Source organism: Dyella sp. (assembly GCF_036384435.1).
GTDB lineage: Bacteria > Pseudomonadota > Gammaproteobacteria > Xanthomonadales > Rhodanobacteraceae > GSA-30.
Window position 1 is genome coordinate 1 of the sequence record NZ_DASVMI010000170.1, and the last position, 25993, is coordinate 25993.

Annotated in this window: 26 protein-coding genes and 1 tRNA gene; 8 read left to right on the forward strand and 19 right to left on the reverse strand. The window is 61.4% G+C overall.

What is annotated here, in order from left to right; translation table 11 throughout:
* The first annotated feature begins 663 nt into the window (after positions 1-663).
* Both VF436_RS17805 and VF436_RS17810 read left to right on the forward strand, forming a co-directional pair.
* Positions 664-1329 carry a hypothetical protein gene (locus VF436_RS17805; RefSeq protein ID WP_330905384.1) on the forward strand — a complete coding sequence of 222 codons (666 nt, stop codon included), beginning with the start codon at positions 664-666 and terminating at the stop codon, positions 1327-1329.
* A 672-nt stretch (positions 1330-2001) separates the two neighbouring features.
* Entirely contained in the window at positions 2002-2214 is a 213-nt protein-coding gene (locus VF436_RS17810; protein WP_330905385.1) for a hypothetical protein, read from the forward strand.
* A 107-nt stretch (positions 2215-2321) separates the two neighbouring features.
* Here the strand turns inward: VF436_RS17810 and VF436_RS17815 are convergent, their stop codons facing one another.
* Positions 2322-2705, reverse strand: a complete 384-nt coding sequence (locus VF436_RS17815) for a hypothetical protein (protein ID WP_330905386.1) — start codon at positions 2703-2705, stop codon at positions 2322-2324.
* Positions 2706-3083: 378 nt separating this feature from the next.
* Positions 3084-4016 (reverse strand): alpha/beta hydrolase, encoded by a 933-nt coding sequence (locus VF436_RS17820; protein ID WP_330905387.1) that lies wholly within the window; start codon positions 4014-4016, stop codon positions 3084-3086.
* A 144-nt stretch (positions 4017-4160) separates the two neighbouring features.
* On the opposite strand from VF436_RS17820, the gene VF436_RS17825 reads away from it, so the two are divergent.
* Positions 4161-4604 (forward strand): nucleoside deaminase, encoded by a 444-nt coding sequence (locus tag VF436_RS17825; protein ID WP_330905388.1) that lies wholly within the window; start codon positions 4161-4163, stop codon positions 4602-4604.
* A gap of 4 nt (positions 4605-4608) precedes the next feature.
* Here the strand turns inward: VF436_RS17825 and VF436_RS17830 are convergent, their stop codons facing one another.
* The 8 genes from VF436_RS17830 to VF436_RS17865 all read right to left on the reverse strand — a co-directional run bounded on the left by VF436_RS17830 (position 4609) and on the right by VF436_RS17865 (position 14487).
* Positions 4609-5001 carry a hypothetical protein gene (locus VF436_RS17830; protein ID WP_330905389.1) on the reverse strand — a complete coding sequence of 131 codons (393 nt, stop codon included), beginning with the start codon at positions 4999-5001 and terminating at the stop codon, positions 4609-4611.
* A 55-nt stretch (positions 5002-5056) separates the two neighbouring features.
* A complete protein-coding gene (locus VF436_RS17835) occupies positions 5057-5779 on the reverse strand; it encodes a UDP-2,3-diacylglucosamine diphosphatase (RefSeq protein ID WP_330905390.1) in 723 nt (240 codons plus the stop codon).
* A gap of 13 nt (positions 5780-5792) precedes the next feature.
* Positions 5793-6473 carry a peptidylprolyl isomerase gene (locus tag VF436_RS17840; RefSeq protein ID WP_330905391.1) on the reverse strand — a complete coding sequence of 227 codons (681 nt, stop codon included), beginning with the start codon at positions 6471-6473 and terminating at the stop codon, positions 5793-5795.
* A 222-nt stretch (positions 6474-6695) separates the two neighbouring features.
* Positions 6696-8213 carry a Ppx/GppA phosphatase family protein gene (locus VF436_RS17845; RefSeq protein WP_330905392.1) on the reverse strand — a complete coding sequence of 506 codons (1518 nt, stop codon included), beginning with the start codon at positions 8211-8213 and terminating at the stop codon, positions 6696-6698.
* Between the two features lie 248 nt (positions 8214-8461).
* A complete protein-coding gene (gene ppk1, locus VF436_RS17850) occupies positions 8462-10552 on the reverse strand; it encodes a polyphosphate kinase 1 (RefSeq protein ID WP_330905393.1) in 2091 nt (696 codons plus the stop codon).
* A 64-nt stretch (positions 10553-10616) separates the two neighbouring features.
* The gene (gene phoR, locus VF436_RS17855) at positions 10617-11882 is read right to left on the reverse strand and encodes a phosphate regulon sensor histidine kinase PhoR (RefSeq protein ID WP_330905394.1); all 1266 of its coding nucleotides are present in this window, start codon (positions 11880-11882) and stop codon (positions 10617-10619) included.
* A 95-nt stretch (positions 11883-11977) separates the two neighbouring features.
* Positions 11978-12667 carry a phosphate regulon transcriptional regulator PhoB gene (gene phoB / locus VF436_RS17860; RefSeq protein ID WP_281848095.1) on the reverse strand — a complete coding sequence of 230 codons (690 nt, stop codon included), beginning with the start codon at positions 12665-12667 and terminating at the stop codon, positions 11978-11980.
* A gap of 197 nt (positions 12668-12864) precedes the next feature.
* Positions 12865-14487: a M48 family metalloprotease gene (locus VF436_RS17865; RefSeq protein WP_330905395.1), complete on the reverse strand. Its 1623-nt coding sequence runs from the start codon at positions 14485-14487 to the stop codon at positions 12865-12867.
* Between the two features lie 121 nt (positions 14488-14608).
* Between VF436_RS17865 and grxC the strand changes: the two genes are divergently transcribed.
* From grxC to VF436_RS17880, 3 genes are all read left to right on the forward strand, one after another.
* Positions 14609-14875: a glutaredoxin 3 gene (gene grxC / locus VF436_RS17870; RefSeq protein WP_330905396.1), complete on the forward strand. Its 267-nt coding sequence runs from the start codon at positions 14609-14611 to the stop codon at positions 14873-14875.
* On the forward strand, positions 14872-15258 hold the full coding sequence (locus tag VF436_RS17875) for a carboxymuconolactone decarboxylase family protein (protein ID WP_330905397.1): 387 nt from the start codon (positions 14872-14874) through the stop codon (positions 15256-15258). Before grxC ends, VF436_RS17875 begins: the two co-directional genes overlap by 4 nt.
* Positions 15259-15576: 318 nt before the next feature.
* Complete coding sequence (locus VF436_RS17880; protein WP_330905398.1) at positions 15577-16593, forward strand: isocitrate dehydrogenase; 1017 nt, start codon at positions 15577-15579, stop codon at positions 16591-16593.
* Positions 16594-16828: 235 nt separating this feature from the next.
* On the opposite strand, the gene VF436_RS17885 is transcribed toward VF436_RS17880, so the two are convergent.
* From VF436_RS17885 to VF436_RS17915, 7 genes are all read right to left on the reverse strand, one after another.
* Positions 16829-17284 (reverse strand): carboxymuconolactone decarboxylase family protein, encoded by a 456-nt coding sequence (locus VF436_RS17885; protein ID WP_330905399.1) that lies wholly within the window; start codon positions 17282-17284, stop codon positions 16829-16831.
* A 41-nt stretch (positions 17285-17325) separates the two neighbouring features.
* On the reverse strand, positions 17326-18219 hold the full coding sequence (gene sigJ, locus VF436_RS17890; RefSeq protein ID WP_330905400.1) for an RNA polymerase sigma factor SigJ: 894 nt from the start codon (positions 18217-18219) through the stop codon (positions 17326-17328).
* A gap of 64 nt (positions 18220-18283) precedes the next feature.
* Entirely contained in the window at positions 18284-19225 is a 942-nt protein-coding gene (locus tag VF436_RS17895; protein WP_330905401.1) for an aspartyl/asparaginyl beta-hydroxylase domain-containing protein, read from the reverse strand.
* 380 nt (positions 19226-19605) lie between these two features.
* Positions 19606-20442: a bifunctional hydroxymethylpyrimidine kinase/phosphomethylpyrimidine kinase gene (gene thiD, locus VF436_RS17900; RefSeq protein ID WP_330905402.1), complete on the reverse strand. Its 837-nt coding sequence runs from the start codon at positions 20440-20442 to the stop codon at positions 19606-19608.
* Between the two features lie 76 nt (positions 20443-20518).
* A complete protein-coding gene (locus VF436_RS17905) occupies positions 20519-21898 on the reverse strand; it encodes a PhoH family protein (protein ID WP_330905403.1) in 1380 nt (459 codons plus the stop codon).
* 127 nt (positions 21899-22025) lie between these two features.
* The gene (locus tag VF436_RS17910; protein ID WP_330905404.1) at positions 22026-22487 is read right to left on the reverse strand and encodes a peroxiredoxin; all 462 of its coding nucleotides are present in this window, start codon (positions 22485-22487) and stop codon (positions 22026-22028) included.
* Between the two features lie 351 nt (positions 22488-22838).
* Positions 22839-23408, reverse strand: coding sequence for a glycine cleavage system protein R (locus VF436_RS17915; RefSeq protein ID WP_330905405.1), 570 nt, complete (start codon positions 23406-23408; stop codon positions 22839-22841).
* 112 nt (positions 23409-23520) lie between these two features.
* Here VF436_RS17915 and dapA point away from each other — a divergent pair, with 112 nt between their 5' ends.
* Both dapA and VF436_RS17925 read left to right on the forward strand, forming a co-directional pair.
* Entirely contained in the window at positions 23521-24414 is an 894-nt protein-coding gene (dapA, locus tag VF436_RS17920; protein ID WP_330905406.1) for a 4-hydroxy-tetrahydrodipicolinate synthase, read from the forward strand.
* A gap of 42 nt (positions 24415-24456) precedes the next feature.
* Entirely contained in the window at positions 24457-25053 is a 597-nt protein-coding gene (locus tag VF436_RS17925; RefSeq protein ID WP_330905407.1) for a hypothetical protein, read from the forward strand.
* A gap of 410 nt (positions 25054-25463) precedes the next feature.
* Here the strand turns inward: VF436_RS17925 and fdxA are convergent, their stop codons facing one another.
* Both fdxA and VF436_RS17935 read right to left on the reverse strand, forming a co-directional pair.
* A complete protein-coding gene (gene fdxA, locus VF436_RS17930; protein WP_330905408.1) occupies positions 25464-25787 on the reverse strand; it encodes a ferredoxin FdxA in 324 nt (107 codons plus the stop codon).
* Between the two features lie 44 nt (positions 25788-25831).
* Positions 25832-25907, reverse strand: a tRNA-Glu gene (locus tag VF436_RS17935).
* Positions 25908-25993: the final 86 nt, after the last annotated feature.

The following is a 25993-nucleotide window of genomic DNA, read 5'->3' on the forward strand; positions in this document are numbered from 1 at the left end:
TGGGCAGGAGATAGAGTGCTGCCATCCTGCCGGTGATCGCATGGGCCATGCTGTTCCCATCGAATCGGGAAAGCTGGGTCTGCTTCCGTCCAACCGCATGACGCATATCCTTCATTGAAGCTCGTCACCTCACTTAAGGACACGACTTTTCTTATGTCTGAGTCCCGTCACGGTCCCACGTGCACGTCTTCAAAAAAGGCGGGACATGGCGCGAATGTCGAGTTGATCGACAACAAGCAGGTCCGTCCATGCGATCGAACAAAGTAGACGACGTTCTCGCTTGAGTCAGCTTCACGGAGATTTTTCATGCTCCGGATAATCGCATGATCACCACGAGGCCAGGCCAAGCCCTCAAAAGCATCTCAAACCAGTTCGTGCATGTGGATGAGACGTCTCGAAAGCTGCGGAATTTTGTACGATGAAAATTGATTGCCTAGGCAGCCAAGCTGTGACGCGAGTCGCATTGCGATGATTTCAATGCATGCAACATCTTCGCAGGGTGTGAGGTTCGGTATCTGTTGCGCTTTGACAAGCAGGTAAAGTAAAGATCGCAGACCGCAATGGTCGGTGCGCCACCAGCGGCTTATTTGTGGTGCATATTTTCTATCTTCCCCGAGAACGATTTTTCACGATCGCTGTATAACAACCACACGAGAGGCCGATATGAGAAGGAAATTTCTTTCGTGCTTCATCACCGCTGCGTTGCTATGCCCGGTAGCAGCATCAGCGGTATGTCTGAAGTATGTGAGCTGGTCTGACGTTTGTTTGGACGCCAATTTGACCGCGCAAAATTCATCGACAGGGCAGGCGAGTTTCACCAGCTTCGTCGCCTATCCCGTACAAGGCACGCTTTTTCAGAATGGAGTACAGGTCCCCGGTAACCAGTATTTTTTCTATGACAGCACGACGAATCACCTGACTGGCTTGATCTCGCCGAAGTACCAGATCTCGTTCTTTTCCGATTCGCCTTGCATCTACCCACCGGCGACCAAGAACTATTCAACGCAATGCGTTATCGCTAGCCCGCAAAATTCCCAACTCGTCGGAAGTGGGAGTATCGCTCTTACGGATTTCTCGGTGACGGCCGATGGCCATCTGCTACACAATGGCGTTGCTGTTCCAGGTGACAAGTATTTCGAGTTTGATCCTATGTCGGATCTTGTGCTGGTTGAGGTTTACCCAAACAACAATCAGGTCTATTCCGAGACATACAACGACTTTCATGCGTACCCGCCCCAGGCGCCAGGTTCTGGGCCGCCCTATATGGGATATGTGTTCACTAATTGCACACCTAACGGTACGGGCTATCAATGGGATTGCACATTTTGACCCGCGCCGCAGTAAGCATCGGGAATCAGGTAAAAAGCCCCCAATCGGGGGCTTTCATTTTTTGTTATTCATCCCTCTGGAAATTGCGGGCATCGTTAAAACATGAGCTGCCACGTCATGCTCAATGTTCCGATGGACACGGGGGCGTTTCAAACCATGCGCGTCATCATGCTGCATACCCTTCGATAGGTCGTTTGGGCGAGGGGCTGCACGTGAAGTGAGTTTGAAAATATCGAATATTGTGGTATTTCGCGGGAGTGCTTTGTTTGAGTCGGAAAGGGGTTTTGCATTGGCTGAGCCGGCATCATGCAAGGATACCCCTGAGTGGTTGGGCGATGGCTTGCTCTCTGCAAAATAATTGAAGGCGCGACGGGCTCAGGGTCGCAAGCTTTCGGTATTCGACTTGTAGATCGATCCCGGCAATCCTGATGACTTGCATGGCGCTATGCAGACCATCAGTGAGTATCACCCAAGCGAGACAGTATTTGTCGAGCACATTGACGAATCCTTCGAATAATTACTAATGTTTGGCTTAATGAATGATGCCCTGGCTTGATTATCCAGAGATGATTTTACTTTCCTTTTCGGCGCATTCACTGTTGACGCGTAATATCTCGATCAAGGCACCGCATTAACGCGGTCCTCAATATCGGGGGAATTATGGAGAAGGTCATGTCCCGCGAGCAGTTGGAGATCCTCGTGGATTACCTCAAGAACGAGGTGCCGCAGCTTTTGGCTGATTATCCCGAGGCACATGATTTCTGGGATGCGTTCGATGGTCTGAGCGAGGTGGGCCTGGAGCGGGCCGAGCCGGAGGATAAGCCCTGGTTCGAGCGGGAATTGCTCAAGATCACGCACGCCCATGGCCTGGACCGGCCTGGTTGAGGCGGTGGAGCGTGGAATCGACGTGTGGCGGGGACGTCCCTGTCCGATATGCCTTCCTAGGCGGGCCCCCGAGCGTTCACGCCGGGCGCCCGCAGAGGCTGTATTGCTTAGTGGATGTAGCCCGACTCGTTCGGGTTCACTTCCACCTTGATCAGCTTCAGCGAGCCGACCGCGCCCATGCCGCCGCCAGAGAAGGTCAGCACGCCTTCGCCTTTGTAATGATATTCGGTGCGATAGTTGTCGCCGCCGAAATGGAAGGGGATGAATGCCTTGCCGGTCTGGAAGGTCTTCTGGTCGGTCGGCGGGCCGATGATGTCCATGATCTCCTTGGAGTACATGCCTTCATGTACCTTGGAGAACTTGCTACCTGCGGCGGGAGTGCCGACGAACTCTACCTTGTCCGAACCGCCGGCACCGGCGCTGAACGACAACGGGGCATAACCTGCCATCAGTGCGAGCGCTGACATGAGCGCGAGCGATTTGATCTTCATGGTAAGCAACTTCTCCTTCAGAGCCTTATGGTTGATGCAGCCAAACAAGGCAGGGGAGATGCGACAACTGGCCTGTACCAGGTCGGCTTAAAATCGGTAACGGCTTTTCCCCCTGCTTAAGAGCGCCCGATGCCTATAGCGGAAGGCAGGTGCGCTCTGTAGGGCGAATGCTAAGTTGTGCGCGGACAAAAGGCAAAAAAAATCGATGAAAAGCAGCGGTTTGTAGGATTTCCCCTACATGTTTTATTGCGGGCTAGTTCTCAGTTTCGGCACGGAAAGGAGTTCCTGCGCCTATCGCCGGCGACCTCGACGGTGGTGCGCTAAGAGTGGCTGCATGCGGCGGAGAACTGCGAGCGAGGGCGCACGCTCAAGGTTTTTTCATTCAGCACGGCAGCCATCGCAGGAAGGTCCCGGCAAGTTCACCTCTTCTCCCCGGCTTGCCAGCCAATAGCCCAGGAACGTCTCCACTCGGCTGCGATAGGCTTCACCGGCGTAGCGGTAGAGGTCGACGTGGGCGGCGCCCTGCACGACCCAGAATGCCTTGGGTCCAGCGGCGTGATTGAACATTGCCTGCGATTCGCCAATGCGCGTGTGCTGATCCGCATCGCCAGCGATCAGCAGTTTGGGGATGGTGACGGCCGCGATAGCATCGATCGGACGCAACTGCGAGCGGTCGATGCCGATGTGCCAGGGCAGGGTGAGCAGCAAGGGCCCGGTCAGCCAGCCGCCTGCGTGACCCAGGTGAAGGCGCAGGCGGTCGCGGAGTGCCTGGTCGATACTTGGATAGACCTGTTCGAGCACCAGGGCGTCGACGTGAACGGGCGGTTTGGCCAACAGCGTGGCTGCGCCCCCCATCGATGCGGCGATGATGCCGATGCGTTCTCCGGGAGCAAGATGATGCAGTTGCTCCAGGGCGGCCAGCACATCGGCGGTCTCGCGGTATCCGAACGTGATGGCCTCGCCGCCACTTTCGCCGCTGGCCTGAAAATCGATCAGCATCACGCCGTAACCGTCGTCATGCAAGAAGCGGGCGCGTGCCAGCATGGCACGGCGATCGGCGCGTACACCGTGCAACAGCAGCACCGCGCCGTGACCTGGCTGGCCTGCTACGTACCAGCCGCGCAGATGCGCCGTGTTCGCGTCGGCGAAGTCCAAGGATTGTGCATCCAGGTCGGCGGGTGGCGGTCCGACGTGTCGACGCGCTGGATGAATCAGTATTGCGCCCAGGCACCATAACGCCAGGGCGAAGGCCAGCCCGAAGGAGGTGGCCGCCCAGAGCGTGCGGCGTCGCCAGGTGCGATGGGATGGCATAGGAGATCCTTGGCAGGGCCGTGAGATGACGTGCGTCACTATGGCCGGCTGCGCTGGCGAACTCGCGTCGATGCATGACCGATTGCAGGCATTACGCTGGCGATGCGCTAGGCTTTGCCCAACATGACGAATGGAGAGTTGCGCATGACCGATCCATTTCTGGCCGAAGCCATCGCCGAAGCAGAGCTAGGGTTATCGGAGGGTGGCATACCGATAGGCTCGGTGCTGGTGTACCAGGGCAGGATCATCGGGCGAGGCCACAATCGACGCGTGCAGCGCGGCAGCGCCATCCTGCATGGCGAAATGGATGCGCTGGAGCAAGCTGGGCGGCATCCGGCGCATGTCTACCGTGAATCGACCATCTACACCACGCTTTCGCCCTGCTCGATGTGTAGTGGTGCGATTGCGCTCTATGGCATCGGTCGTGTGGTGATCGGCGAGAACGTGACGTTCCAGGGCGAGGAAGCGTGGTTGCGCAGCAAGGGCGTCACGCTGGATGTGGTGCAAGATGAGCACTGCATCGCGCTGATGCGTCAATTCATTGCGGCGAAGCCGGACCTATGGAATGAGGATATCGGTGAGCCGTGATGGCTCAGGCGGATGTTTCGAGCTGTTCGACCAGCCAAATCAATGGCTGGTCGATACACGATCCCCAGAACGCGGGGTGATGCTGTCTGCCCCATAACCGGTCGATATCCCGACAGGCATCCCGTATATCCTCGCTGTCCACGGCGCGGCCGATGTCCGCGTAGCAACCCTGCATGATCACTGAGATCTGGTCGTCGGGCAGAAAATAGCGCCCAGGCCAACGTAGTGTGCTGTGGAAGACTTGCCCCAGGGCAAGCGCTGCCGGGCGCCAGGCAGGGCGCCAGACAGCTTGCGATGCGGCGATGCGCACGGCTTGGCGCGCTGACAGCTCTGGCACGAAGCGCATGTCGGGGCCAAGTTTGCGCACGCCCATGAAGAAGCGCTGCCCAGGAGTCATCTGCAGGATATGCCGCGGATATCTCAGTGGCGTGTCGCTATCCATCCGGGGAGACTCAGCTCAGGCCTTCCAATCGGGAGCCTTCCGGAGTGACCTTCAGGACGGATCCGTGCTCGTACCAGTCACCCAGCACGATGCGTTCGGCCGGCTTGCCGTCCAGTGTGAGGTCGTGCACGGCGGGCCGGTGCGTATGGCCGTGGATAAGGCGATCGACGCCGGCATGGCGCATGGCTTCAGCCACAGCGCTGGCGTTGACATCCATGATGGTTTCCATGGTGCTGCCGGTATGGGCGCGGCTGTCCTGGCGTGCCTTGGCGGCAAAGGCGCGGCGCGCGGCCAGCGGCATGGCCATGATGTTGGCCTTCCATTCTGGCGTGCGCACTTGCTTGCGCACGGTCTGGTAGGCCACGTCGTCGGTGCATAGCACGTCGCCATGCATCAGCAGGGTCGGGCGACCGTACAAGTTGTGCACGGTGCCATCGTCGAGCAGAGTAAAACCGGCGCGCGCGGCGAAATCCTCGCCAAGGATGAAATCGCGATTGCCGACCATGAAATACACCGGCACGCCGCTGTCACGCAGTGCACGCGAGGCATGGGCGATGCGACGGGGCAGTTCGGCGTCGTCGTCGTCGCCGATCCAGGCCTCGACCAGGTCACCCAGGATGTACAGCGCGTCGGCGCGGCGTACATCGTCGCTGGCCAGGTAGCGCTCGAATAGTTCGGTGATGTGAGGACGGCTATCGTCCAGGTGCAGGTCAGCGATGAACAGCGTGGTCATGCCGGGGCAGTCCTCAGGTCTTGCTCTTGCCCGGCTTCTTGGCCGGCGCGGGGGCGGGCACGGCCGGAGCGGCGGCCGTGCTGGCCGGGGCGCTCGAAGCCTCGCCTACGACATTGGCTCCCGTGATGATCACCAATGGGTTGGGTACGTCACTGGCGAAAGGCCCCTGGCCACGGGTGGGAAGGTTGGCAATCTTGTCCACGACATCCATGCCCTTGAGCACCTTGCCGAACACCGCGTAACCCCAGGTCGGACCGCTCTGGTTGCCGATGAAATCCAGCCGGCGGTTGTCGACCAGGTTGAAGAAGAATTGCGAAGTACCCGAGTTCGGATCGGTGCCACGCGCCACGGCTATCGTGCCACGTAGATTCGACAAGCCGTTATCGGCCTCGCTGGCAATCGCCGAGTGCGTGCGCTTGGGTTGCAGTTCGCGCGTATAGAGGCCGCCTTGCACCAGATAACCGGGGATAGCCCGATGAAAGATGGTGCCGGCATAGAAGCCGTCGCGCACGTATTGCAAAAAGTTGGCCACGCTCTTGGGCGATTTGTCCGGATACAGCTCAAGCAGAATGTCTCCCTGCGAGGTATGCAGCACCACCTGCGGATGCACCTGCGCGTCGGCAGCGGGTTTGGCGGTCTGAGCGGACAGGCCGACCGGCAGCAAAAGAAGCAGGGCGAGCAGGAATCGTGGCATGGCGGATCGGGCTGCGTGAGACATCCGCACATGATACGCGGGTTGAAGTGAAGCCGCTTGGAGCGGGCGTCGCTTGCTTTGCTCGCTGTAAAGGGTGAAACCTGCTGCTGCGCAACCTGTAACGAGATATGGAGTCGCAAGAATGAGCTTTTGTCCTTCCTCTTGACGCTTTACAGCGGGCATCGGGAGTGGCTCATCAGCCCGTATTGCGGGCAGCTTCGCTCAAAACGTGCCCAGGTCCAGCCGGGCGCCCAGGTCCGCCATCGGTGCGCGTTCCTGCTCCAGGTCCGCCTGGGTCAGCGGATGCTGGTCGAGCCAGTCGGCGGGAAGATTCAGGCGCAGCCGCTGGGCGGTAGCGGCCAGACGCATCTGGGGGAGTGACTCGGCGCGCCGTGCACGGCGGAACAGCACCGCCAGGCGCAGCAAGGCGGTGACATGCCGTGCCAGGATGCGATAGCGCTGCGGCAGGGCCGAGAAAAGCGCCTTGTCTGGCTTACGGCGGTGCGATTGCACCACGGCGGCGAGCAGTTGCTGTTCCTGGCGCGAGAATCCGGCCAGGTCGGCATGGCGCAAAATATAGGCGCCGTGATGGTGGTGTTGGCTATGCGCGATGGCCAAGCCGATTTCGTGCACACGTGAGCACCAGGACAGCCACTCGCGCGCCTCGCCGTCGAGCTTCCAGGCCTTGGCGACCTGGTCGAACAACAGCAGGGCGGTCGATTCCACGCGGCGTGCCTGGGCGCGATCCACGCCATAGCGTGCAGCCAAGGCGTCGATGCTGGCGGTGCGCGGGTCGCTGCCGCCGGCGCGGCCGAGCAGATCCCACAGCAGGCCTTCGCGCATGGAGCTCTCGCACACGCGCATGCGCTCGATGCCGAGCGCGGCGAAGGCCGCCTCGAAGATCACCACGCCGCCGGCGATGACGGGAGCGCGATCCTCGGTCAGGCCGGGAAGCTTGATGGCGCTGATCTGGCCCTGTTCGAGCAAGGCCTCGCGCAGGGAGGCGAGCGAGGCGGGCGTAATGCCGTCGTCGGAGAACTTCATCGCCTGCACCGCCGAGCCGATGGCCTTGGCGGTACCGGATGAGCCGTAGGCATCGAGCCAGCCGGCTTCGCGGTATTCTTCGGAGAACTGTTGCAGCAGAACGCCGATTTCGCCCTGTGCCTTCTGCCAGCGTTTGCGATTGAGCTTGCCGCCGGGGAAAAAGCGCATGGTGGAGGCGATGCAGCCAGCCTGCACGCTTTCGGTCTGCATGGGAGCCAGGCCGCGCCCGATGATGAACTCGGTGCTGCCGCCGCCCACGTCGATGATCAGGCGGTTTTCGCGCGAGGAGGGCAGGTCGTGGGAGGCACCCAGGAAGATCAGGCGGCCTTCCTCGCGACCGGAAACGATTTCGACCGGGTGTCCGAGTGCACTTTCGGCGGCGGTGAGAAAAGCTTGTGGCGACGCCAGGCGACGCACCGTGTTGGTGGCCACGGCACGCACGCGTACCGAAGGAATGCCGGCGATGCGTTGGCCAAAACGCGCCAGGCAATTGAGCGCACGGGCGCGATGTTCGGCGTCGAGGGTGCCGTCGGCACGCAGGCCGGCAGCCATGCGCACGGTTTCGCGCAGACGGTCGATCACGCGAGGCTCACCGTGCTCCACGCGTGCCACCACCATGTGGTAGCTGTTCGATCCCATGTCCACGGCGGCGATCAGCTCGCCGTCTTTGATCTGGATCTGATCGCCTTGGCTCATCGGGGACTCTTCGGGCTGCGAAGGCTCATTTTTGCATGAAAGCGTGAAAGGGAGGGCAAGAAGCCTGTTACGTTTGGTTTCGCCGCTTGCAACGATGCGAGCCTCGGGCGAGGGATGCACAGTGAAGGGGCAGGTCCGCGCGATTTTTGTGACGCGACAGGTGGCTGAGTTGCTCGATGAACTTGAAGTTCACGGAGGCATTCATCACTGCGTCCTCGCCAGGCATCTGTCGTCTTTGGCCTTGAATGTCACGTCAACCGATCCAGCAAGGTTTGCTGCGCATCGTGCGGTGGTGCGTCGCCGGGTTCGGCGCGATGGTAGCGACCGTCGCTGTCCAGCAGCCATGCCTTGGTATTGTCGGCCAGGTAATTGGCGAGTGTTTCGTTGTAAACACGCTCGGCATGTGCCGGGTCGAGAATCGGAAAGGCGATCTCGATGCGGCGCATGAGGTTGCGTTCCATCCAGTCGGCACTCGCGCAGTAGATTTCCGGCGCGCCGTTGTTGGCGAACCAGTACACGCGGCTGTGCTCCAGGAAACGCCCGACGATGGAGCGCACACGGATACGCTCGGAAACACCGGGCAGGCCCGGACGCAGGGTGCAGGCGCCGCGCACGATGAGGTCGATCTCCACGCCGGCCTGGGAGGCGCGATACAGGGCTTCAATGACATGCGGCTCGTTGAGCGCGTTGAGCTTGGCCACGATGCGTGCTGGCTTGCCGGCCTGCGCATGCGCGGTTTCGCGCTCGATCTTCTCCATGACGCTCTTGTAGAGCGTGAAGGGCGAATGCAGCAGACGCTTGAGGTTGATCATCGGCCCCAGGCCCGACAGCTGCTGGAAGATCTTGTGCAAGTCTTCGCCAATCTCCGGCTGGGAAGTCATCAGGCCGATGTCCGTGTAGACGCGGCTGTTGGCCTGATGGTAGTTGCCGGTGGACAGATGCGTGTAGCGGCGGATCGCATCCCCTTCGCGGCGGATGATCAGCAACGCCTTGGCGTGCGTCTTGTAGCCCACCACGCCATAGACCACCTGCACGCCCACTTCCTGCAGGCGCGTGGCCAGCCGGATATTGGCTTCTTCGTCGAACCGCGCTCGCAGTTCGATCACCACGGTTACATCCTTGCCGTTGCGCGCCGCTTCCACCAGCAGGTCCACCAACGGCGTATCCACGCCGGCTCGATAGAGTGTCTGCTTGATCGCCAGAACGTTGGGGTCCTGCGCGGCCTGGCGCAGCAAGTCCACGACGGCGGCGAAGGATTCGTACGGGTGGTGCATCAGCACATCGCGCTGGCGTAGCACATCGAACTTGCATTTGACGTCGGTGAAGACGCGCGGCACCTGCGAGGTGAAGCGCGGGAATTTCAGTTCCGGGCGATCGAGTTGCTCGTAGATGATGCCCGCGCGGATGATGTTCACCGGGCCGTTGCAGCGATACAGGTCGGCATCTTCCAGTTCGAAATTGGCCACCAGCATCGATACGATGGCCTTGGGGCAGTCGTTGCCGATCTCCAGGCGCACCGGGCGAGCATAGCCGCGGCCCAGCAACTCCTCGCTGAGCGCTCGGGCGAGGTTATCCACCTCAGCCTCCTCGACCATCAACTCGCTGTTACGGGTCACACGGAACTGATAGGAGCCGGCCACCTTGAAGCCAGGGAACACCTGATCGACGAAACCTTGCAGCAATTCGGCCAGGAAGACGAAGTTGTCGCCTGTATCGCAGACTTCGTCGGGCAACCGGATGATGCGTGGCAACGAGCGCGGGGCGCGCAGTAGAGCCATGTGACCCTCGCGGCCGAATGCATCGCGTCCTTTCAGCACCACAGCCAGGTTGAGCGTCTTGTTTAGGATACGCGGGAACGGGTGCACCGGATCCAGCCCCAGCGGCGACAGCACCGGCATCACCTCGTTTTCGAAATAGCCCTGTAGCCAGCGACGCTGACGGTCGGTCCATTGGTCGCGCGTGAGGAAACGGATGTTCTCATTGGCCAGCGCCGGTCCGATTTCGTCCTGCCAGGTGGTGTATTGCTCATCGACCAGTTGCAGCACCCGGCGACGAATGCGCGTGAGCAATTCACCCGATGGAATGCCATCCGGGCCGGGCGCGGCCGAACCGTAGTGGTGATGATGCTTGAGCATGGCCACACGTACCTCGAAGAATTCGTCGAGGTTGTTGGCCACGATGCTGAGGTAACGCACTCGCTCGAGCACCGGCACACGCTCGTCCCTGGCCTGGGCCAGCACGCGGAAGTTGAATTCCAGTGCAGCCAGTTCGCGGCTGAGGTAGAGCTCGGGCGACGAGCGATCGATGGCGGGAGGCGGTGTGTCGGGTTTGCGGCGCATGCTTCCATTCTGAAGCATGTGGCTTTCATGTACATGCCGCACCGCCATGAATCCTGGTCGATATTCAGCTCTCGTCGTTGCCGCCGGGCTTGAGCAGGCGCTCCTTGCCAAACGTGCAGGAGAACGTGGAACCCTGGCCCGGCTCGCTTTCGATGTCCAGGCGGGCCTGGTGCAGGTTCAGTACATGCTTGACGATGGACAGACCCAGGCCGGTGCCGCCGCTATCACGCGAGCGGCTGGACGACACCCGATAGAAACGCTCGGTCAGGCGTGCGAGGTGATTGGCCGGGATACCGAAGCCGGTGTCGGTCACCGAATAGGTGGCGCCATCGGGTGTCCGCCGCCAGCGGATCGTGATGCTGCCGCCGGTGGGGGTGTAACGGACCGCATTGCTGACCAGGTTGGATAGCGCGCTGTGCAGGTCCTTGGACGAGCCGAGCAGGTCGGCTTCGGCGGTGTTCTCCAGGTTGATGCGATGACGGCCCTGGCTCAGGGCCTCGGCCTCTTTGCGGATGGTGGCCATCAGTGGCGCCATTGGTACGCGTTCTTCGGCGATGTGCTCCTGGGTTTCCAGGCGTGAAAGCGTCAGCAGGTCTTCGACGATCTGTCCCATGCGCTTGGATTGCGCACGCATTTCGCCCAGCACGGGCGCCAGCTCGGGGACGTCCTCCGGATCGATCAGTTCGAGGTAACCGTGAATCACCGTCAGCGGCGTACGCAGCTCGTGCGACACGTTGGCGACGAAGTCGCGACGAATCTGCTCCAGCCGGGTCAGGTGACTGATGTCGCGGGCCAGAAGCAAGCGTTGGTTGTTGCCGAAGGGTAGCAGCGTCACGTTGATGTGGCGGTTGGGATGGCCAGGTGCCGCCACATCGTTCAGGGGCTCCTGTGCGCCGTCCTGCAGCCAGCCTGCCAGCTCGGTCGTGCTCAGGCGATCGTGCAGGTCGGCGCCGCGGTCATGTGGACGGCGCAGGCCTAGCAGGTCTTCGGCGGCATGGTTGAACCAGCGCACGTGGCGCTGCCCATCGAGTAGCACGACCGCGTCCGGCAAGCTGCCGGCGGCGCTGCGCAGGTCGCGCAAACTGGAGGCAATGCGTCGGGATCGCGTCATGAAACGGTCATGCTGCAAAGGGCTGATGCCGGGATGAGTTGTCATCATGAGCTGCGTTTCATGACGAATTCGAGTCAACAGCAAGACGATTTCGGCAACTGCAACGATCGCAACCCCTGTTGCCCCCTGGCCTGCTACCAGCTCACCGACGGCGCCGCCGGCCATGAGCGCGACAGTCGATCCGACGAGGAGTTTCCAGCGATGGGCAGGTTCGAGCATGGGAAGCGAGCCGGTGCTTGGGACGTTCAAGCATCGGCAGTGCTCTGCGGGAAAGCAAGCCGCCGATTGGCCGTGAGGGCGTCGGTGGCGTTGCGTCAGGTGTTGGCGGAGAAGCGGTAGCCGGCCCCGCGCACAGTCTGCACCATGTCGTCGAGCTTCCACGGTTCCAGCGTCTTGCGCAGGCGGCGAATGTGCACATCCACAGTGCGCTCCTCGACGTACACGCTACCGCCCCAGACATGGTCGAGCAGTTGGGCGCGCGAGTAGACGCGCTCCGGGTGAGTCATGAAGAAATAGAGCAGGCGATATTCTGTCGGCCCGATCGGCACGGCGTCGTCACCGGCGAAGACCCGATGGGCAGGACCATCGATGCGCAACCCGCCCAGTTCAACCAGGCCCGAACCATCGTCGCCCTGGCTGCGGCGCAGGACTGCCTTGATGCGGGCGACCAGCTCGCGGGTGGAGAACGGCTTGACGACATAGTCGTCCACGCCAGCCTCCAGGCCGTTGACGCGGTCCATCTCTTCGCCGCGCGCCGTGAGCATGATGATCGGTATTTCGCGGCTGAGTTCTTCCTTACGCAGCCGGCGAGCCAGTTCCAGGCCGCTGGTACCCGGGAGCATCCAGTCGAGCAGGATCAGGTCGGGGACCTGTTCGGCAATAGCCAGTTGGGCTGCCCGGGCATCGGCAGCGTGTGCCGCGTCCATGCCGGCCTTGCGCAGGGCAAAGGCGACCATGTCGCGGATGGATGCTTCGTCTTCAACGATCAGGATGCGCTTGTGCACGCGAGAGGTCCGTGGGTGGGCCTGTGACGCAAATATTGCAACGGTCCAATGTTACGAGGCTATGACAAGCGACGCTTTTTGACAAAAAAAGAGCAGGGGAGAGGGCAGGGAAGCGAAGCGCAGGAGCCCGGCACGAGGCCCTGGCTGCCATTTCTCACCCCTGTTCAGCCTCAACGGGCCGGCCGACAGGCCGATTACTATTGGTCCCGCCCTGATGGGTTGTCCTCGGTCTGCACGCGGCGTTTGCGCAGTTCCATGACAAGCGGCGTGAGTTCGGTGATACGGGCCTGGATGCGGGCGCGGGCGTAGTAGTCCAGATCCGGACGCTTGAGCAGGCGTTTGAGCTGCTCCATGGCGTCGAAGGGGCGGCCGGACAGGTAGCTTGCATCGGCATAGGCCTCGCCGGCCCGCACGGGGTCGCGGGCTTTTTCGCTGGCGCGGGCATAGGCCCGATAGACACTGGGTTCATCGGTGTCGTCGAGCATGGGGCGCAGCATATTGGCCGCCTGGACGGCATCGTCGGCGTTGCCGGCCACCAGGGCTTCGGCATAGCCCAGCGCAATGGCGCGATTGTGCGGTGACAGGCGGTTGAGCTCGGCATAAAGCGAGAGCGCCGCGCCACGCTGGCCCGATTGTTCGTAGGCGTCGGCCAGCGCTATCTGGAGGATCTGGTTGCCTGGGTAGTTCTTCAGCAGTGCTTGAAGCTCGTCCGCCGCCTTGGCGCCGCGTCCGCTGCGGGTCAGCGCCAAGGCATAGCCATAGTGATTGGACGGGGTGTCGAAACTCTTGTCGTGGGCGAGGTTGTCGCCGTAGTAGCTGCTCAGTTGCAATGCATCGCCCGACAGCACGCGAACGCGCTCGCGCATCAGTTCGTAAGTATCAGGTCCACCCTTGGCCCCGGTGCCGAGCAAGGCCGTGGGATCTTTCACGTAAATGATCGGCGCGGTGGATTTTTCCCACTGGTCCTTGACCAGGGTGGTGTGCGCGGGCTTGAGCTTCTGCTGGGCGATCAGCGTGCCGGCACGCGACTTGGCGTCGCTGATGCGCGAAAGGGTCACCGGGTGAGTCTGCAGGAATTCAGGCACGTCGCGGTCGCCGCCAGAGCCCACGCGCATGGTGTCCTGCATGCGTTCGAAGAAACCCGCCATGGCGTTGGGATCGTAGCCGGAGTTGGACAAGGTCTGGATACCGGCTCGGTCGGCTTCGACTTCGTCCTTGCGGGTGAAGTTGATCTGCCGTTGCATCATCAGGCCCTGGCCGCCAGCCAGCACTGCCGCGGCACCGTCACCCGCCCCGGCACCCGCCCCGGCAGCGATTGCGCCGAGCAGCACCAGGGCAAGCAACGGAGCGTCCTTCTTGGAGGCCTCGAAGGCGCGTTCCAGATGGTTCTGGGTGATGTGGCCGATTTCATGGGAAATCACCCCCGCCAGTTCGCTCTCGCTGCGGGTGATCACGATCAGGCCCGAGTTCACCGCAATAAAGCCCCCCGGTGCCGCAAAGGCGTTGATGACCGGATCCTTGACGATGAAGAACGAGAAGTGGTCCTTGGGCTTGGCACTGTTGGCGGCCAGGCGATGCCCCAGGTCGTTGATGTAGTCGTCGAGCATGGCGTCATCGACCACCATGTCCAGCGCGCGCATCTGGCGCAGCATGGCCGTGCCGTAATCCTGGGCCTCCTGGGGGGAGATCAGGGCATTGGCCGAACTGCCCAGGTCGGGCAGGCGCGTAGGGTCTTCCTGGGCACCGGCCCCGAAGGAGAGGGCGGCACAAACCAGGGCGGTCAGGAGGCGGACAGTGGGGGAGCGTGGTGCCATGCGCATAGGTGAGCGACAATATCATCTGGGACAGTCGTCCGGCGTAACGGTTCACCGCCCGACTGGTTGATTTTTCGCCATTTCGCCCCATCTACCGGGGCATCGAAGCGCTGCTGGAGTGTGTAACGTGTCCGCCAAGATCGAAGTCTATTCGACTGCTGTTTGCCCTTATTGCGTTGCGGCCAAAAACCTGCTGAAGGCGAAAGGGCTCGAATGGAGCGAGGTGCGCGTGGATACCGATCCGGCCCAGCGCGACCTGATGCTGTCCCGTAGTGGTGGTCGTCGCACGGTGCCGCAGATATTCATCAACGACCAGCACGTTGGCGGTTATGACGACCTGGTCGCCGCCGACCGCAGCGGCAAGTTGGCCCAACTGCTGGATAACGCCGCATGAGCAAGGATCGCGTCGCCGAGTTTACTGCGTTCCGCCAGCGTATGAACGAGCGGATCCTGGCAGAGGACAACCAGGTTGTTCGACGCTTCTTCGCATTGGATACCCAGACGTACAAGGGCGGTGCCCTGGACGTGAAAACCAAGGAACTACTCGGTCTGGTGGCGTCGATGGTGCTGCGCTGCGATGACTGCATCAGCTACCACGTAGCCCAGTGCATGGAAGCGGGTGTCACGCGCGAGGAATTCTTCGAGACTTTCAGCGTCGGCCTGGTTGTCGGCGGCTCCATCGTCATCCCTCACCTTCGCCGCGCTGTGGATTTCCTCGATCAACTGGAAGCGGGCACAGTGGGCGAGGCTGAGTGCAGCGACCATCAGGGCGCCTGAAGCTGGTGGCTATGCCGTCTGCGAGTCGCGCGACGGGGTGCTGTAAAGAATCAAGAGTGGAAGAGCCCGCCAGTGTGCGGGCCTTTTGCTTTCTCTGTTTATCTTGCAGCGCCGGAAGCGCGGCTCACAGCCCGTAACGAGGGCGGCCTCACCCCTTGCTATTCGACTTTCCTAAACGCTGCATACGACCATTTCCAACGCTTCGGCCGCGGGGTGCACTGGTCCGCCATACGGTGGATCGGCGATAATCCTCAAGTTATGTGGGCGGCGCCAAGCCGTACGCCCCTTCAGTTTTCCTTCGATTGAGGAGTTTCCCCGATGAGCAAGACCATTGCCGTGATCCCAGGCGACGGTATCGGCCCGGAGATCATGAACGCCACGCTGCGCGTTCTCGATGCCCTGGACACCGGCCTGACCTATGACATTGTCGAAGCGGGCATGGTTGCGCTCGAAAAGCATGGTGACCTGCTGCCGGCCGCTACGCTGGAAGCCATCGGCAAGCACAAGGTGGCGCTGAAGGGACCACTGACCACGCCGATCGGCGGGGGGTTCACCTCCATCAATGTGACCCTGCGCCGTCATTTCGACCTGTATGCCAACGTTCGTCCGGCCATCAGTTTCCCGGGTACCAAGGCACGCTACGACAATATCGACATCATCACGGTTCGTGAGAATACCGAAGGCGCGTACCTGGCTGAGGGCCAGACGTTGTCCGAGGATGGCGAGGTCGCGCAGTCGATCATCCGCAACACCCGCAAGGGCAGCACGCGTATTGTGCGTTACGCCTTCGAGATGGCCATCAAGAAGGGCCGCAAGAAGGTTACGGCCGTGCACAAGGCCAATATCATGAAGACCAGCTCGGGCATGTTCCTGAACGTGGCGCGTGAAGTGGCCAAGGAATACCCGCAGATCGAGTTCAACGAGATGATCGTGGACAACACCTGCATGCAGTTGGTGATGAAGCCTGAGCAGTTCGACGTGATCGTCACCACCAACCTGTTCGGCGACATCCTGTCCGACCTGTGTGCCGGTCTGGTGGGCGGCCTGGGCCTGGCTCCGGGCGACAATATCGGTGAGAGCGCTGCGATCTTCGAAGCCGTGCATGGCTCGGCCCCGGATATCGCTGGCAAGGGCATCGCCAACCCATGCGCACTGCTGCTCGCTGCCGCCGACATGCTCGATCACCTGGGCATGGTGGAGAAGGGCAACCAGATCCGCAACGCGATGCGCGAAACCATGACCCACGACCGCGATGCGGTGACGCCGGACCTCGGCGGCAAGGGCACCACCGACACGTTCGGCGATGCCATCGTCAAGCGCGTGAAGGCAGCCTGAGGTTGTCATGGTAGCTTGAAAAACCCCGCTCTGATGGCGGGGTTTTTTTATGGCGAGCATGGTCGGTTCCGAGGGGGGAAACGAGCAGCGAAGGTCGAGGTTCGACATCTCGCCTGCCTCTGGCGATGCGATGCCCGGCAGACGGCACGCCTGCGAGACCTTCAAGCCAAGCGCCCTCGCTACCAGCTCATCATTCCCGCTGGACGTAACCTCCAGCCTCAATGCCTGGCATGCGTCACGCCGCCGCCTGGTAACGCCCCGGTTCCATCTGGAACGTGACGCCGAAGCGGTTCCAACTGTTAATCATGACGACCAGCATGTTCAGTTGCACCAGCTCTTCCTCGCCGAATGCGGCGGCGGCCTGGGCATAGATCTCGTCGGACACGCCGTGATCGCCCAGGTGCGTGACGGCCTCGGCCCAGGCCAGGGCGGCACGTTCGCGTTCGCTGAACATGGCCCTGGCTTCACGCCAGACTTGTGTCAGATAAAGGCGCTGCTCGGTTTCGCCTGCGGCGCGAGCATCCTTGGTATGCATGTCAATGCAATACGCACAGCCGTTGATCTGCGATACACGCAACAGTACCAGTTCGATGAGCAGGGGCTCCAGGCTACTCTGGCGCAATTGCGCGTGCATGGCGAACAGTGGCTTGAGCAGGCTGGAGTATTTTGAATAATCGAGGCGAGTGGACATGGCCGTCTCCGAAAAGAAAGGCCACCATGGCCTTCCTGTTCCTAGGACGCGCGAGCCGGGTCCGGCGTGACAGCGCGCAAGCGGGCGAGCTTCAACGGGTCACGTAGCGCGTGGATGGCCGCGATACGCTCACCATCGGTCTCGATCCACATCACTGTCGCAAGTTCGCCATCGACCCAGGTCAGCAGGGCAGGCGCGCCATTGAGCCATTGCAGGCGGTGGGTAGCACGGACTTCGTCATAACGAAGGGCGATCTGCATATAGAGACGGATCAGGCGGTCGCTGCCATGCAACGGCCGCAGCGCGGCCGTGACGCGCCCCCCGCCGTCGGAGACCAGGGTAACGTCTTCGGCAAACAGTGTCTTGAGCAGATCGGGTGAAGGCTGCTGCATCGCCAGCATGAACTTTTCCAGCAAGCGTTGCTGGATCTGTGGCGCATGCGTGAAGCGTGGTCGGCCGGCGCGCAAATGTTGTCTGGCGCGATGCGTACGCTGGCGGCAGCTTTCCTCGCTGATGCCCAGCATCGCCGCGGCCTCGCCATGGCTGTAATCGAACACTTCGTGCAGCAGGAACGCGGCGCGCTCTTCGGCGCTCAGGCGCTCAAGTAGCAGCAGAAACGAAATCTGCAAGCTCTGGCCACGTTCGGCCTGCATCGCCGGTTCTTCTTCGTCGGCGATCAGAGGCTCAGGTAGCCAGGGGCCGACGTGGTGTTCGCGCTCGGTCTTGGCGCGGCGCAGGCGATCGAGCGCGATGCGCGTGGTTACCGTGACCAGCCACGCTTCCGGGTCATCGAGCATGGACGTATCCTGGTCGTTCCAGCGCAGCCAGGCATCGTGCAAGACGTCTTCGGCGTCACCTGGTGTGCCGAGCATGCGATAGGCGAGCGCGAAGAGCCGGGGACGATGTTGCTGGAACAGGGCGGTCTGTGCATCCATGGACATTTCTCGAAGGTGGCCGTTCCCCCCAAGGACGCACGAGCAGCCGGAAACGTGACAGCCCTCAGCGCAGAAGCGGATAGGGCGCCAGGAAGATCAGCCATAAAGCCAGCACAATGCCGAGGTACTTGGCCACGCGGAAAAGCTTGGGATGTTTCTTCTTGAATGCACGGCTACGCTCACGGCTACGCTGGTTGAGGGCGAACATCCGATTGACGAAACCGGTTTTTTCCTCGGGTGATTCGGTATTGGGCGAGGCGGTGATCTGGCCCATGAAAGCGCCCACGCGATGGTTTATCGCATTCATCCAGCGGGTACGCAAAGGCCGTTCCACGTCGGCGAACAGGATTACACGCGTCTGGTTGCTGCGGTTTTCGGCCCAATGCACATAGGTTTCGTCGAAGACCACGTCCTTGCCGTCACCCCATACATGCTCCTGATCGTCCACGATGATGCGGCAGTTGTCGGAGTTTGGTGTGATCAGGCCCAGGTGGTAGCGCAGCGAACCGGCGAATGGATCGCGATGGGCATTGAGCTTGCTGCCTGGAGGCAGCAACGCGAACATGGCGGCCTTGACGCTGGGAATCGAGCGCAGCAATTCCACGGTTTTAGGGCACAGCGTTTCGGCAGAAGCCAGCGGTTCGCCATACCACTTGAGGTAGAAGCGCTTCCACCCTTGCTTGAAGAAGCTGTTGAAACTGGCGTCGTTGTGTTTCTCGGCGGCGCGAATATAGCCCTCGTCGAACAGATGCATGGCCTCCTCGCGAATCGCCTGCCAATTGGCTTGCAGCAGATCCAGTTGCGGGAAACCACGACGATCGAGGATCGGGCGTGCCGGAACCGCCGAGAACGCGTACATCAGCAGGTTGTAGGGTGCGAACACCGCCGAATGGTCGACCAGTTGGCGATCGAATCGCAGTCGTGCGCGTCCACGCAGGTGCACCAGCAGCACGCACAGCGCGAATAGCGCAAAGACGATCAGCAGAACAAGTCGAGGTAGCAGCATCGTGAGGCCAGGCCAGGAGACGTCGGGTTTTGCCCCATTCTACTCCTGCCGAGGAAGGCCGACGCAGACAGGCTGTCGCGGCTGTTTGGCCGAGGTCAGGAGGCGTTATGCGAGTGGTGGGGGACGCGCCCTCCGTTTGGCGCAGGAGGGACTTCAGTCGAGATTGAAGGGAGTCTCAAAAAAGCGGGGGATGTCGAAGTGCCTGCGCCGGGATGACGTGGCCCTGGAGCCGTGAAGTCACACGCCTCTGCCGCAGGAGCGACTTCAGTTGCGAAGCCATCTGCGATCCAGTCGCAGGTGGGGGCTTTTAAAACCTCCAAGCCGCGACCTCGTCGCGTCTTGCATCGCGACTGAAGTCGCTCCTGCGAGGTGAGGGCGGATCAATGCCCCAGCACGTGCACCTTGCCGCCACCTGGACGGTAACCCCGCGCCAGGGCGCGATGGACATAGTCGGAGGCGGTACGGATCGCCACGCGAGCGGGATGCCCCTTGGCCAGTTCGGCGGCAATGGCCGAGGCCAGTGTGCAGCCTGTGCCGTGGCCCTCCCGCTTGAGGCGCGGATGACGTATCTCCAGCATGCCACGGGCGTCATAGTAACGATCAATCACGATGGCTCCGGGGGCATGGCCACCCTTGAGCAATACGCTGCGAGCGCCCAGATCGAGCAAGGCTTGGCCGGCGCGATCAAAGTCACCTGATTTGTTGATGGTCCAGCCGAGCAGCGCCTCGGCCTCGGGCAGGTTGGGTGTGAGAATGTCGGCCAGTGGAATGAGATCTTCGACCATCGCGGTGACGGCATCCTCGGTGAGCAACCGGGCGCCGCTCGTGGCGATCATCACGGGATCGACAACCAGCCATGCGGGCTGGCGCTTGCGCACCTGTCGGGCAACTAGTCTTGTGGTGGAGGCATTGCCGAGCATGCCGGTCTTGACCGCGGCAACGGGAAAGTCATCGAACACCGCATCAAGCTGGCTACGGATATGCGCCAGCGGTACGGCGTGCACTGCCGTGACGCCCTGCGTGTTCTGCGAAGTGATGGCCGCGATGACGGATAACCCATGCACGCCGCGGGCATGGAAAGTTTTAAGGTCGGCCTGGATCCCGGCACCGCCACCGGAATCGGAGCCGGCGATCGTGAGGGCGATGGGTTTGGCGCGACTCGGAGCTCGAGGCTCGCGACTCGAAGTTGCGCTGATTTTGCGTTCGGATTTTGCCATCCTGCGATCGTAACAATAAAAAAGAGCCCGGTGCCGTTGGCACCGGACTCCTGATTTTTAGCTTTTTCCCGAGTCCCTACAACGCCTCCGAGGCAAAATCCGCCAGACGCGACCGTTCGCCACGTCGCAGGGTGATGTGCGCCGAATGCTCCCATTGCTTGAACCGATCCACGGCATAAGTCAGGCCCGAGGTGGTTTCGGTGAGGTAGGGGGTATCGATCTGCTCCACGTTGCCCAGGCAGACGATCTTGGTGCCTGGGCCCGCACGGGTGATCAACGTCTTCATCTGCTTGGGCGTGAGATTCTGTGCTTCGTCGATGATCAGGTAGCGCGACAGGAATGTGCGTCCACGCATGAAGTTCAGCGAACGGATCTTGATGCGCGAGGCCAATAAATCGTTGGTGGCCTGACGCCCCCAACTGCCGCCTTCTTCCGGATTGGCCAGGACTTCGAGGTTATCGGTGAGTGCGCCCATCCACGGCGTCATTTTTTCCTCTTCCGTGCCGGGCAGGAAACCGATGTCTTCGCCTACCGAGACCGTTGCGCGCGTCATGATGATTTCGCGGTAGCGCTGTTGGTCCATGACCTGCGCAAGGCCTGCGGCGAGAGCCAGCAGTGTCTTGCCGGTACCGGCGGTGCCCAACAGGGTGACGAAATCCACATCCGGGTCCATCAGCACATTGAGCGCGAAATTTTGCTCGCGATTACGTGCGGCAATGCCCCATACGCTGTGACTGGCGTGACTGTGATCATCGAGCAGCACCAGTGTGGCCTTGGCATCGTCCACGTGCAGGACGCGCAGTTCCACCGCGTTTTCGCCAGGAAGAAACAGGCACTGGTTCGGATACCAGTCTTCGTCGTCATGGCGATCGACCTTATAGAAGGTACGACCCCGCTCGTTCCACGATTGCACTTCCGGATGGCGATCCCAGAAATCTTCACCCAACTCGGTCGCACCGGTGTAGAGCAGGGCGAAGTCATCCAGTGCGCGGTCGTTTTCATAGTCTTCCGCATCGATGCCATAGATCTTGGCTTTGATGCGCAGGTTGATGTCCTTGGTGACCAGGATCACCGCGCGGTCGGGATACTGCTCGCGCAGTTCGATGACCGACGACAGGATCTGGTTGTCGGCCTTGCCATGGCCGGTGCTCGTGCGTTGCTGGAAATACAGCCGTCCCACTGCCTGGCCACGCTTTAGCGTGACGCCGTCAGGATTGCTCAACTCCAGGCCGTTGCTGATGCCATGCCCGTTGCCCCGTACGATCAGTTCGTTGAGGAACCGGCTGACTTGGCGGCCATTACGCGAAACCTCCGAGCCGCCCTTTTTCTTGTCGTCAAGTTCCTCCAGCACCGTCATCGGTATGAAGACGTCGTGCTCTTCGAAACGAAACAGCGACGTGGGATCGTGCAACAGAACATTGGTATCCAGGACGTAGATACGCTTGCTTCCGGTCATGCGGAAGAACCTCGCTCGGATGGCGGGTGGGAGAGCCGCGGCGCGTCCGCCGCGGATCGGGGCGGGATGCCCGTCCGGCCCGGGCGGGCCCGGGCCGGACGATGCAAATATGGTCGTCGCCTGTCGGTCACTTGGTGGGGATGGCGTCGAGCACGGCTTGCGCGTGTCCGGGTACTTTCACGTTACGCCATTCGTGCACGAGCTTGCCTTCGGGGTCAATCAGGAAGGTACTTCGTACGATACCCATATGACGTTTTCCATACAGCACCTTTTCATGAATCACATCAAAGGCCTGGCACCAGACTTCTTCCGGGTCGGAAACCAGCGGAAAGGGCAGCTCCTGCTTGCCTGAAAAGTTGGCATGGGACTTGACCGAGTCGCGCGATACGCCGATGACCTGGGCGTTGCGCTTCTTGAACTTCGGATAGAGATCGCGAAAGTCCTTCGCTTCGGTCGTGCAGCCAGGCGTACTGTCTTTGGGATAGAAATACACCACGACCCACTGGCCCTTGAGACTATCGAGCTTCAATTCGCTGCCGTCGCCGGTCAGTCCTTTGAGCTTGGGGGCTTTCTTGCCGATTTCAGGCATGGATTCTCCTGCGCGGTCCTAAGCGGCCGCGACTGCTTGATGGTCATGAGAGGACAGGCATCGTGACGACGGAGTCGAGGAAACAGGAGGCGGCGGTGGCATCGCGCGATGATGAATCACTCGCTCTGCGAACCGGCATGCGCGTCCCTCCAGTGAGATGCCCTTGGGTGGAAGACTAGCGCGATGCGTGACGAAAGACAGCCCTTGCGCGTCGTCGGGACTACGGAGTATTTCTAGGAGACTTCTCAACCGCTCGTGCCTAGGCGACGCGCAGGTCACCGGCAACGACGGCCCGATGGCTTGCCAACGGGCCGTTTCGATTTACGTCAGCCTGCGATGAGGCGGGAGTTTCTAGAACTTCACCGGATCCATGATCGCGTCCAGGTTCAGGCCGTCGCAGAACTCCAGGAACTCGTCACGCAAGGCGGCGATGTGGGTCTGGGCGGGAATGCCAAGGGTGATCTGGGCCTGGAACATCGAGGCGCCCGTCTGGATAGCCCGATAGCGCAGCGAGTTGAATTGTTCCACGCGGATTGAACGCCGATCGAAGAAATCTACGATCCTGACCAGCATGCCAGGTCGTTCGATCGAGATCACCTCGACCAGATAAGGGAGCAGCGGGGTATCCGGATCGCTCTCGGCCATGCCACCCGTGGTGCGGTAATAGGTCAGGTGCCAGTCTTCCTCGCGGGCCAGCTTGCTCAGGGCCGTTTCCAGCTTGGCCACGGCATCCCAGGCGCCGGTGGCCAGCAGCGTCACGCTGGTATCGACTCCCAGGCTGGCCAGGCGGATATCTGCCAGGTTGCAGCCAGCATCGGTGATACGCCGCCCCAGGGCTTGCAAGGGGCTGTGGGAGGAGGGCGTGAGCGTCTGGATGAGCAGCTGATGGTCGTTGCCGGTACGCGCGGACGGACGGTTCAAGCGATATCTCCCGCGTGACGCGGCATGACTGGAGGACGATTCAACGAGCTTACTTGCCGCCCCAGCAAGGCCGCAAGTAACATGCAGGGCTGGGATTTGGGCGGAGTCAGCCTTGGATATTCGTGGAAGCATCTGCGCATTGGTCACACCGTTCACGGCCAACGGCGCACTCGACCTCGCCGCATTCGGCCGCCTGCTCGATCAGCAGATCGCTGGTGGCACGCAGGGTGTGGTCGTGGCCGGGTCCACCGGCGAAGCCCATATGCTCGATCACGATGAATTCGAGCGATTGCTGGCTTTTGCGGTAGAGCGTGTCGCCGGACGGGCTGTGGTAATCGCCGGCACCGGCGAGGCGGCCACCCATAAGACCGTAGCCTTGACTCGTCGTGCCCGCCAGCTGGGCGCCCAGGCGGCTCTGGTAGTTGCGCCGTACTACGTGCGCCCGACCCAGGAGGGCTTACGCCGTCATTTCACGGAGGTTGCCGAGCAGGGCGGCTTGCCGGTGATCCTCTATAACGTGCCTTCGCGCACCGGCTGCGACATCGCGCCGGCGACGGTGGCCCAGTTGCGCGAACATCCGTCCATCATCGGCATCAAGGAAGCCGTGGGTTCGGATGACCGCATTCACGACCTGGCGGAACTTGTGCGCCAGGATTTCGTCTATCTCAGTGGCGACGACGGCACCGGCTGCAAAGCCATGCTGAACGGCGCGGCAGGGGTGATTTCGGTAGTGGCCAATCTGGTGCCCAAGGCGTTCCGCTCGCTCTGCGATGCGGCAACGGCCGGTGACAAGGTTGCTGCCGGGCGCCACGACGCCGCACTTTCGCCGCTGATCGAAGCGCTCAACTGCGCGCCCAACCCCATCGCGGTCAAGGCAGGGCTGCCTTCGCTGGGGCTGGGTACCGCCGGGCTGCGCCTACCTTTGGTCGAACTGGAAGACGGCCCCGATCGTGCGCGCATTCTTGCTGCACTGTCGGGTCTGGCATCCTTGGCGGATGCCGCCTGACCTTTCCTGCCGAATTAGAAAACTTCACCGGAACCTGACTTCATGAAGAAATCCCCGCTCGTCGTGGCCCTGCCGATCCTGGCGCTGTCTGCTCTGCTGCTGTCTGGTTGTGGCATGTTTCGCTCGCACAAACAGTGGGAGAACGCCAAGCAGGAGTCACCGCTGGAGATCCCGCCGGGGATGGACACGCCTTCGACGACCGCTGCCCTGGTCGTGCCCGAGCCGGGCGCCAACAATCCCACCGCCAACGGTGCCACGGCCAAGTTTGGTCCGGGTGGCGGCGTCATTGCCGATGGTTTCGTGATGACCGATACGGTTGACGCCACCTACCAGCGGGTGGGCCAAACCCTCGAGCATGGCGACATCGGTCAGGTGGTCTCGCATGACGATGCCACCCATAGCTACACGCTGAATGTGGTCGCGTCCGATAACCCGGCGCCGAAGCGTGGCTTCTTTGGCCGCATGTTCCATGGCAAGTCCGATAGTGACAGCAGCAGCGCCCCGGGTGCCAAGCCGCACCAGATCACCCTGGTTGTGCAGCCGAGCGGCCAAACTGCGGCCGAAGTGCGTGCGCAGGGTGACGCTGGCGCCGTAGCCAAGGTCATCGATACGCTGAAGTCGCGCATGGGCGCGAAGTAAGTTTGAGTGAGGGGGCAGGCGTGAGGAGTTAGGGGCAAACAGCCTGTGAGCGCCTCGCTTGACCCACAAAACGCCGGCCTTTGGGTCGGCGTTTTTAATTGTGCATCGTGCGAGTCCCGGCCGCCTCGGGGCGCAGACGAATACAGCTGTGCCTTCGTCGCCTCAACGCTTCTTGCTGTTGCGGATCATTGGTCGGAGGAGGTCGCAGAGGTGGCGAAGTAAGCCTGGATCAGGGGTTAGCCGTGGGAGTCAGAGGCAAAAAGCTTATGAGCTGCCTCGCTTTACCCACAAAAACGTCGACTCTCTGGCCAGCGCTCTTCATGCGCCAATTCAGTGCTGCCGTGGGACGCGGATGACTCATGGCGCCTTGACGCCGCAACGCCTTTGCCCCTGCCTTCTGACCCAAAGCCCTAGCGTTGCAGAAGCTCCAGCTTATTCGGCTTGTTTTCCCAATCCTTGGCGTCTTCCAGGGCATCTTTGCGCACCGTGATGACCGGCCAGCCCTTGGCGAGCTCCGCATTGAGCGCGACAAACCCTTCCTGGCCCGCAGGAACGTCGTCCTCGGGGTAGATGGCATTGATCGGGCACTCGGGCTCGCAGAGGGTGCAGTCGATACACTCGTCCGGATCGATCACGAGAAAATTGGGGCCTTCGTGAAAAGCATCGACCGGGCAGACTTCGACACAGTCGGTGTATTTGCACTTGATGCAGTTGTCTGTGACGACAAAGGTCATACGGCGGCGCGCCCTGTTGAATCTGGCCCGTGCCAGGCCGTGAATGGCGCTCCCTACGAGGTTCGAACTCGTGTTCCCGCCTTGAGAGGGCGGTGTCCTAGGCCACTAGACGAAGGGAGCGAAAAGCACCGGAGCGCGGTAGTATAACGGAAATGTTCGGCCCGGCAATGCCTGGATGCGCCGGGGAAGCGAACCCGAAGGCCCTC

Bases quoted from the DNA above. Each gene is read 5' to 3' on its own strand.
- VF436_RS17865 (WP_330905395.1), bottom strand. From the start codon at position 14,487: ATGCGCATGGCACCACGCTCCCCCACTGTCCGCCTCCTGACCGCCCTG.
- VF436_RS17805 (WP_330905384.1), top strand. From the start codon at position 664: ATGAGAAGGAAATTTCTTTCGTGCTTCATCACCGCTGCGTTGCTATGC.
- VF436_RS17925 (WP_330905407.1), top strand. From the start codon at position 24,457: ATGAAGAAATCCCCGCTCGTCGTGGCCCTGCCGATCCTGGCGCTGTCT.
- VF436_RS17825 (WP_330905388.1), top strand. From the start codon at position 4,161: ATGACCGATCCATTTCTGGCCGAAGCCATCGCCGAAGCAGAGCTAGGG.
- VF436_RS17910 (WP_330905404.1), bottom strand. From the start codon at position 22,487: ATGCCTGAAATCGGCAAGAAAGCCCCCAAGCTCAAAGGACTGACCGGC.
- VF436_RS17905 (WP_330905403.1), bottom strand. From the start codon at position 21,898: ATGACCGGAAGCAAGCGTATCTACGTCCTGGATACCAATGTTCTGTTG.
- VF436_RS17820 (WP_330905387.1), bottom strand. From the start codon at position 4,016: ATGCCATCCCATCGCACCTGGCGACGCCGCACGCTCTGGGCGGCCACC.
- VF436_RS17840 (WP_330905391.1), bottom strand. From the start codon at position 6,473: ATGCCACGATTCCTGCTCGCCCTGCTTCTTTTGCTGCCGGTCGGCCTG.
- sigJ (WP_330905400.1), bottom strand. From the start codon at position 18,219: ATGGATGCACAGACCGCCCTGTTCCAGCAACATCGTCCCCGGCTCTTC.
- ppk1 (WP_330905393.1), bottom strand. From the start codon at position 10,552: ATGCGCCGCAAACCCGACACACCGCCTCCCGCCATCGATCGCTCGTCG.
- thiD (WP_330905402.1), bottom strand. From the start codon at position 20,442: ATGGCAAAATCCGAACGCAAAATCAGCGCAACTTCGAGTCGCGAGCCT.
- VF436_RS17810 (WP_330905385.1), top strand. From the start codon at position 2,002: ATGTCCCGCGAGCAGTTGGAGATCCTCGTGGATTACCTCAAGAACGAG.
- VF436_RS17835 (WP_330905390.1), bottom strand. From the start codon at position 5,779: ATGACCACGCTGTTCATCGCTGACCTGCACCTGGACGATAGCCGTCCT.
- fdxA (WP_330905408.1), bottom strand. From the start codon at position 25,787: ATGACCTTTGTCGTCACAGACAACTGCATCAAGTGCAAATACACCGAC.
- VF436_RS17815 (WP_330905386.1), bottom strand. From the start codon at position 2,705: ATGAAGATCAAATCGCTCGCGCTCATGTCAGCGCTCGCACTGATGGCA.
- VF436_RS17885 (WP_330905399.1), bottom strand. From the start codon at position 17,284: ATGTCCACTCGCCTCGATTATTCAAAATACTCCAGCCTGCTCAAGCCA.
- VF436_RS17875 (WP_330905397.1), top strand. From the start codon at position 14,872: ATGAGCAAGGATCGCGTCGCCGAGTTTACTGCGTTCCGCCAGCGTATG.
- VF436_RS17830 (WP_330905389.1), bottom strand. From the start codon at position 5,001: ATGACTCCTGGGCAGCGCTTCTTCATGGGCGTGCGCAAACTTGGCCCC.
- VF436_RS17895 (WP_330905401.1), bottom strand. From the start codon at position 19,225: ATGCTGCTACCTCGACTTGTTCTGCTGATCGTCTTTGCGCTATTCGCG.
- VF436_RS17880 (WP_330905398.1), top strand. From the start codon at position 15,577: ATGAGCAAGACCATTGCCGTGATCCCAGGCGACGGTATCGGCCCGGAG.
- VF436_RS17845 (WP_330905392.1), bottom strand. From the start codon at position 8,213: ATGAGCCAAGGCGATCAGATCCAGATCAAAGACGGCGAGCTGATCGCC.
- phoR (WP_330905394.1), bottom strand. From the start codon at position 11,882: ATGCTCGAACCTGCCCATCGCTGGAAACTCCTCGTCGGATCGACTGTC.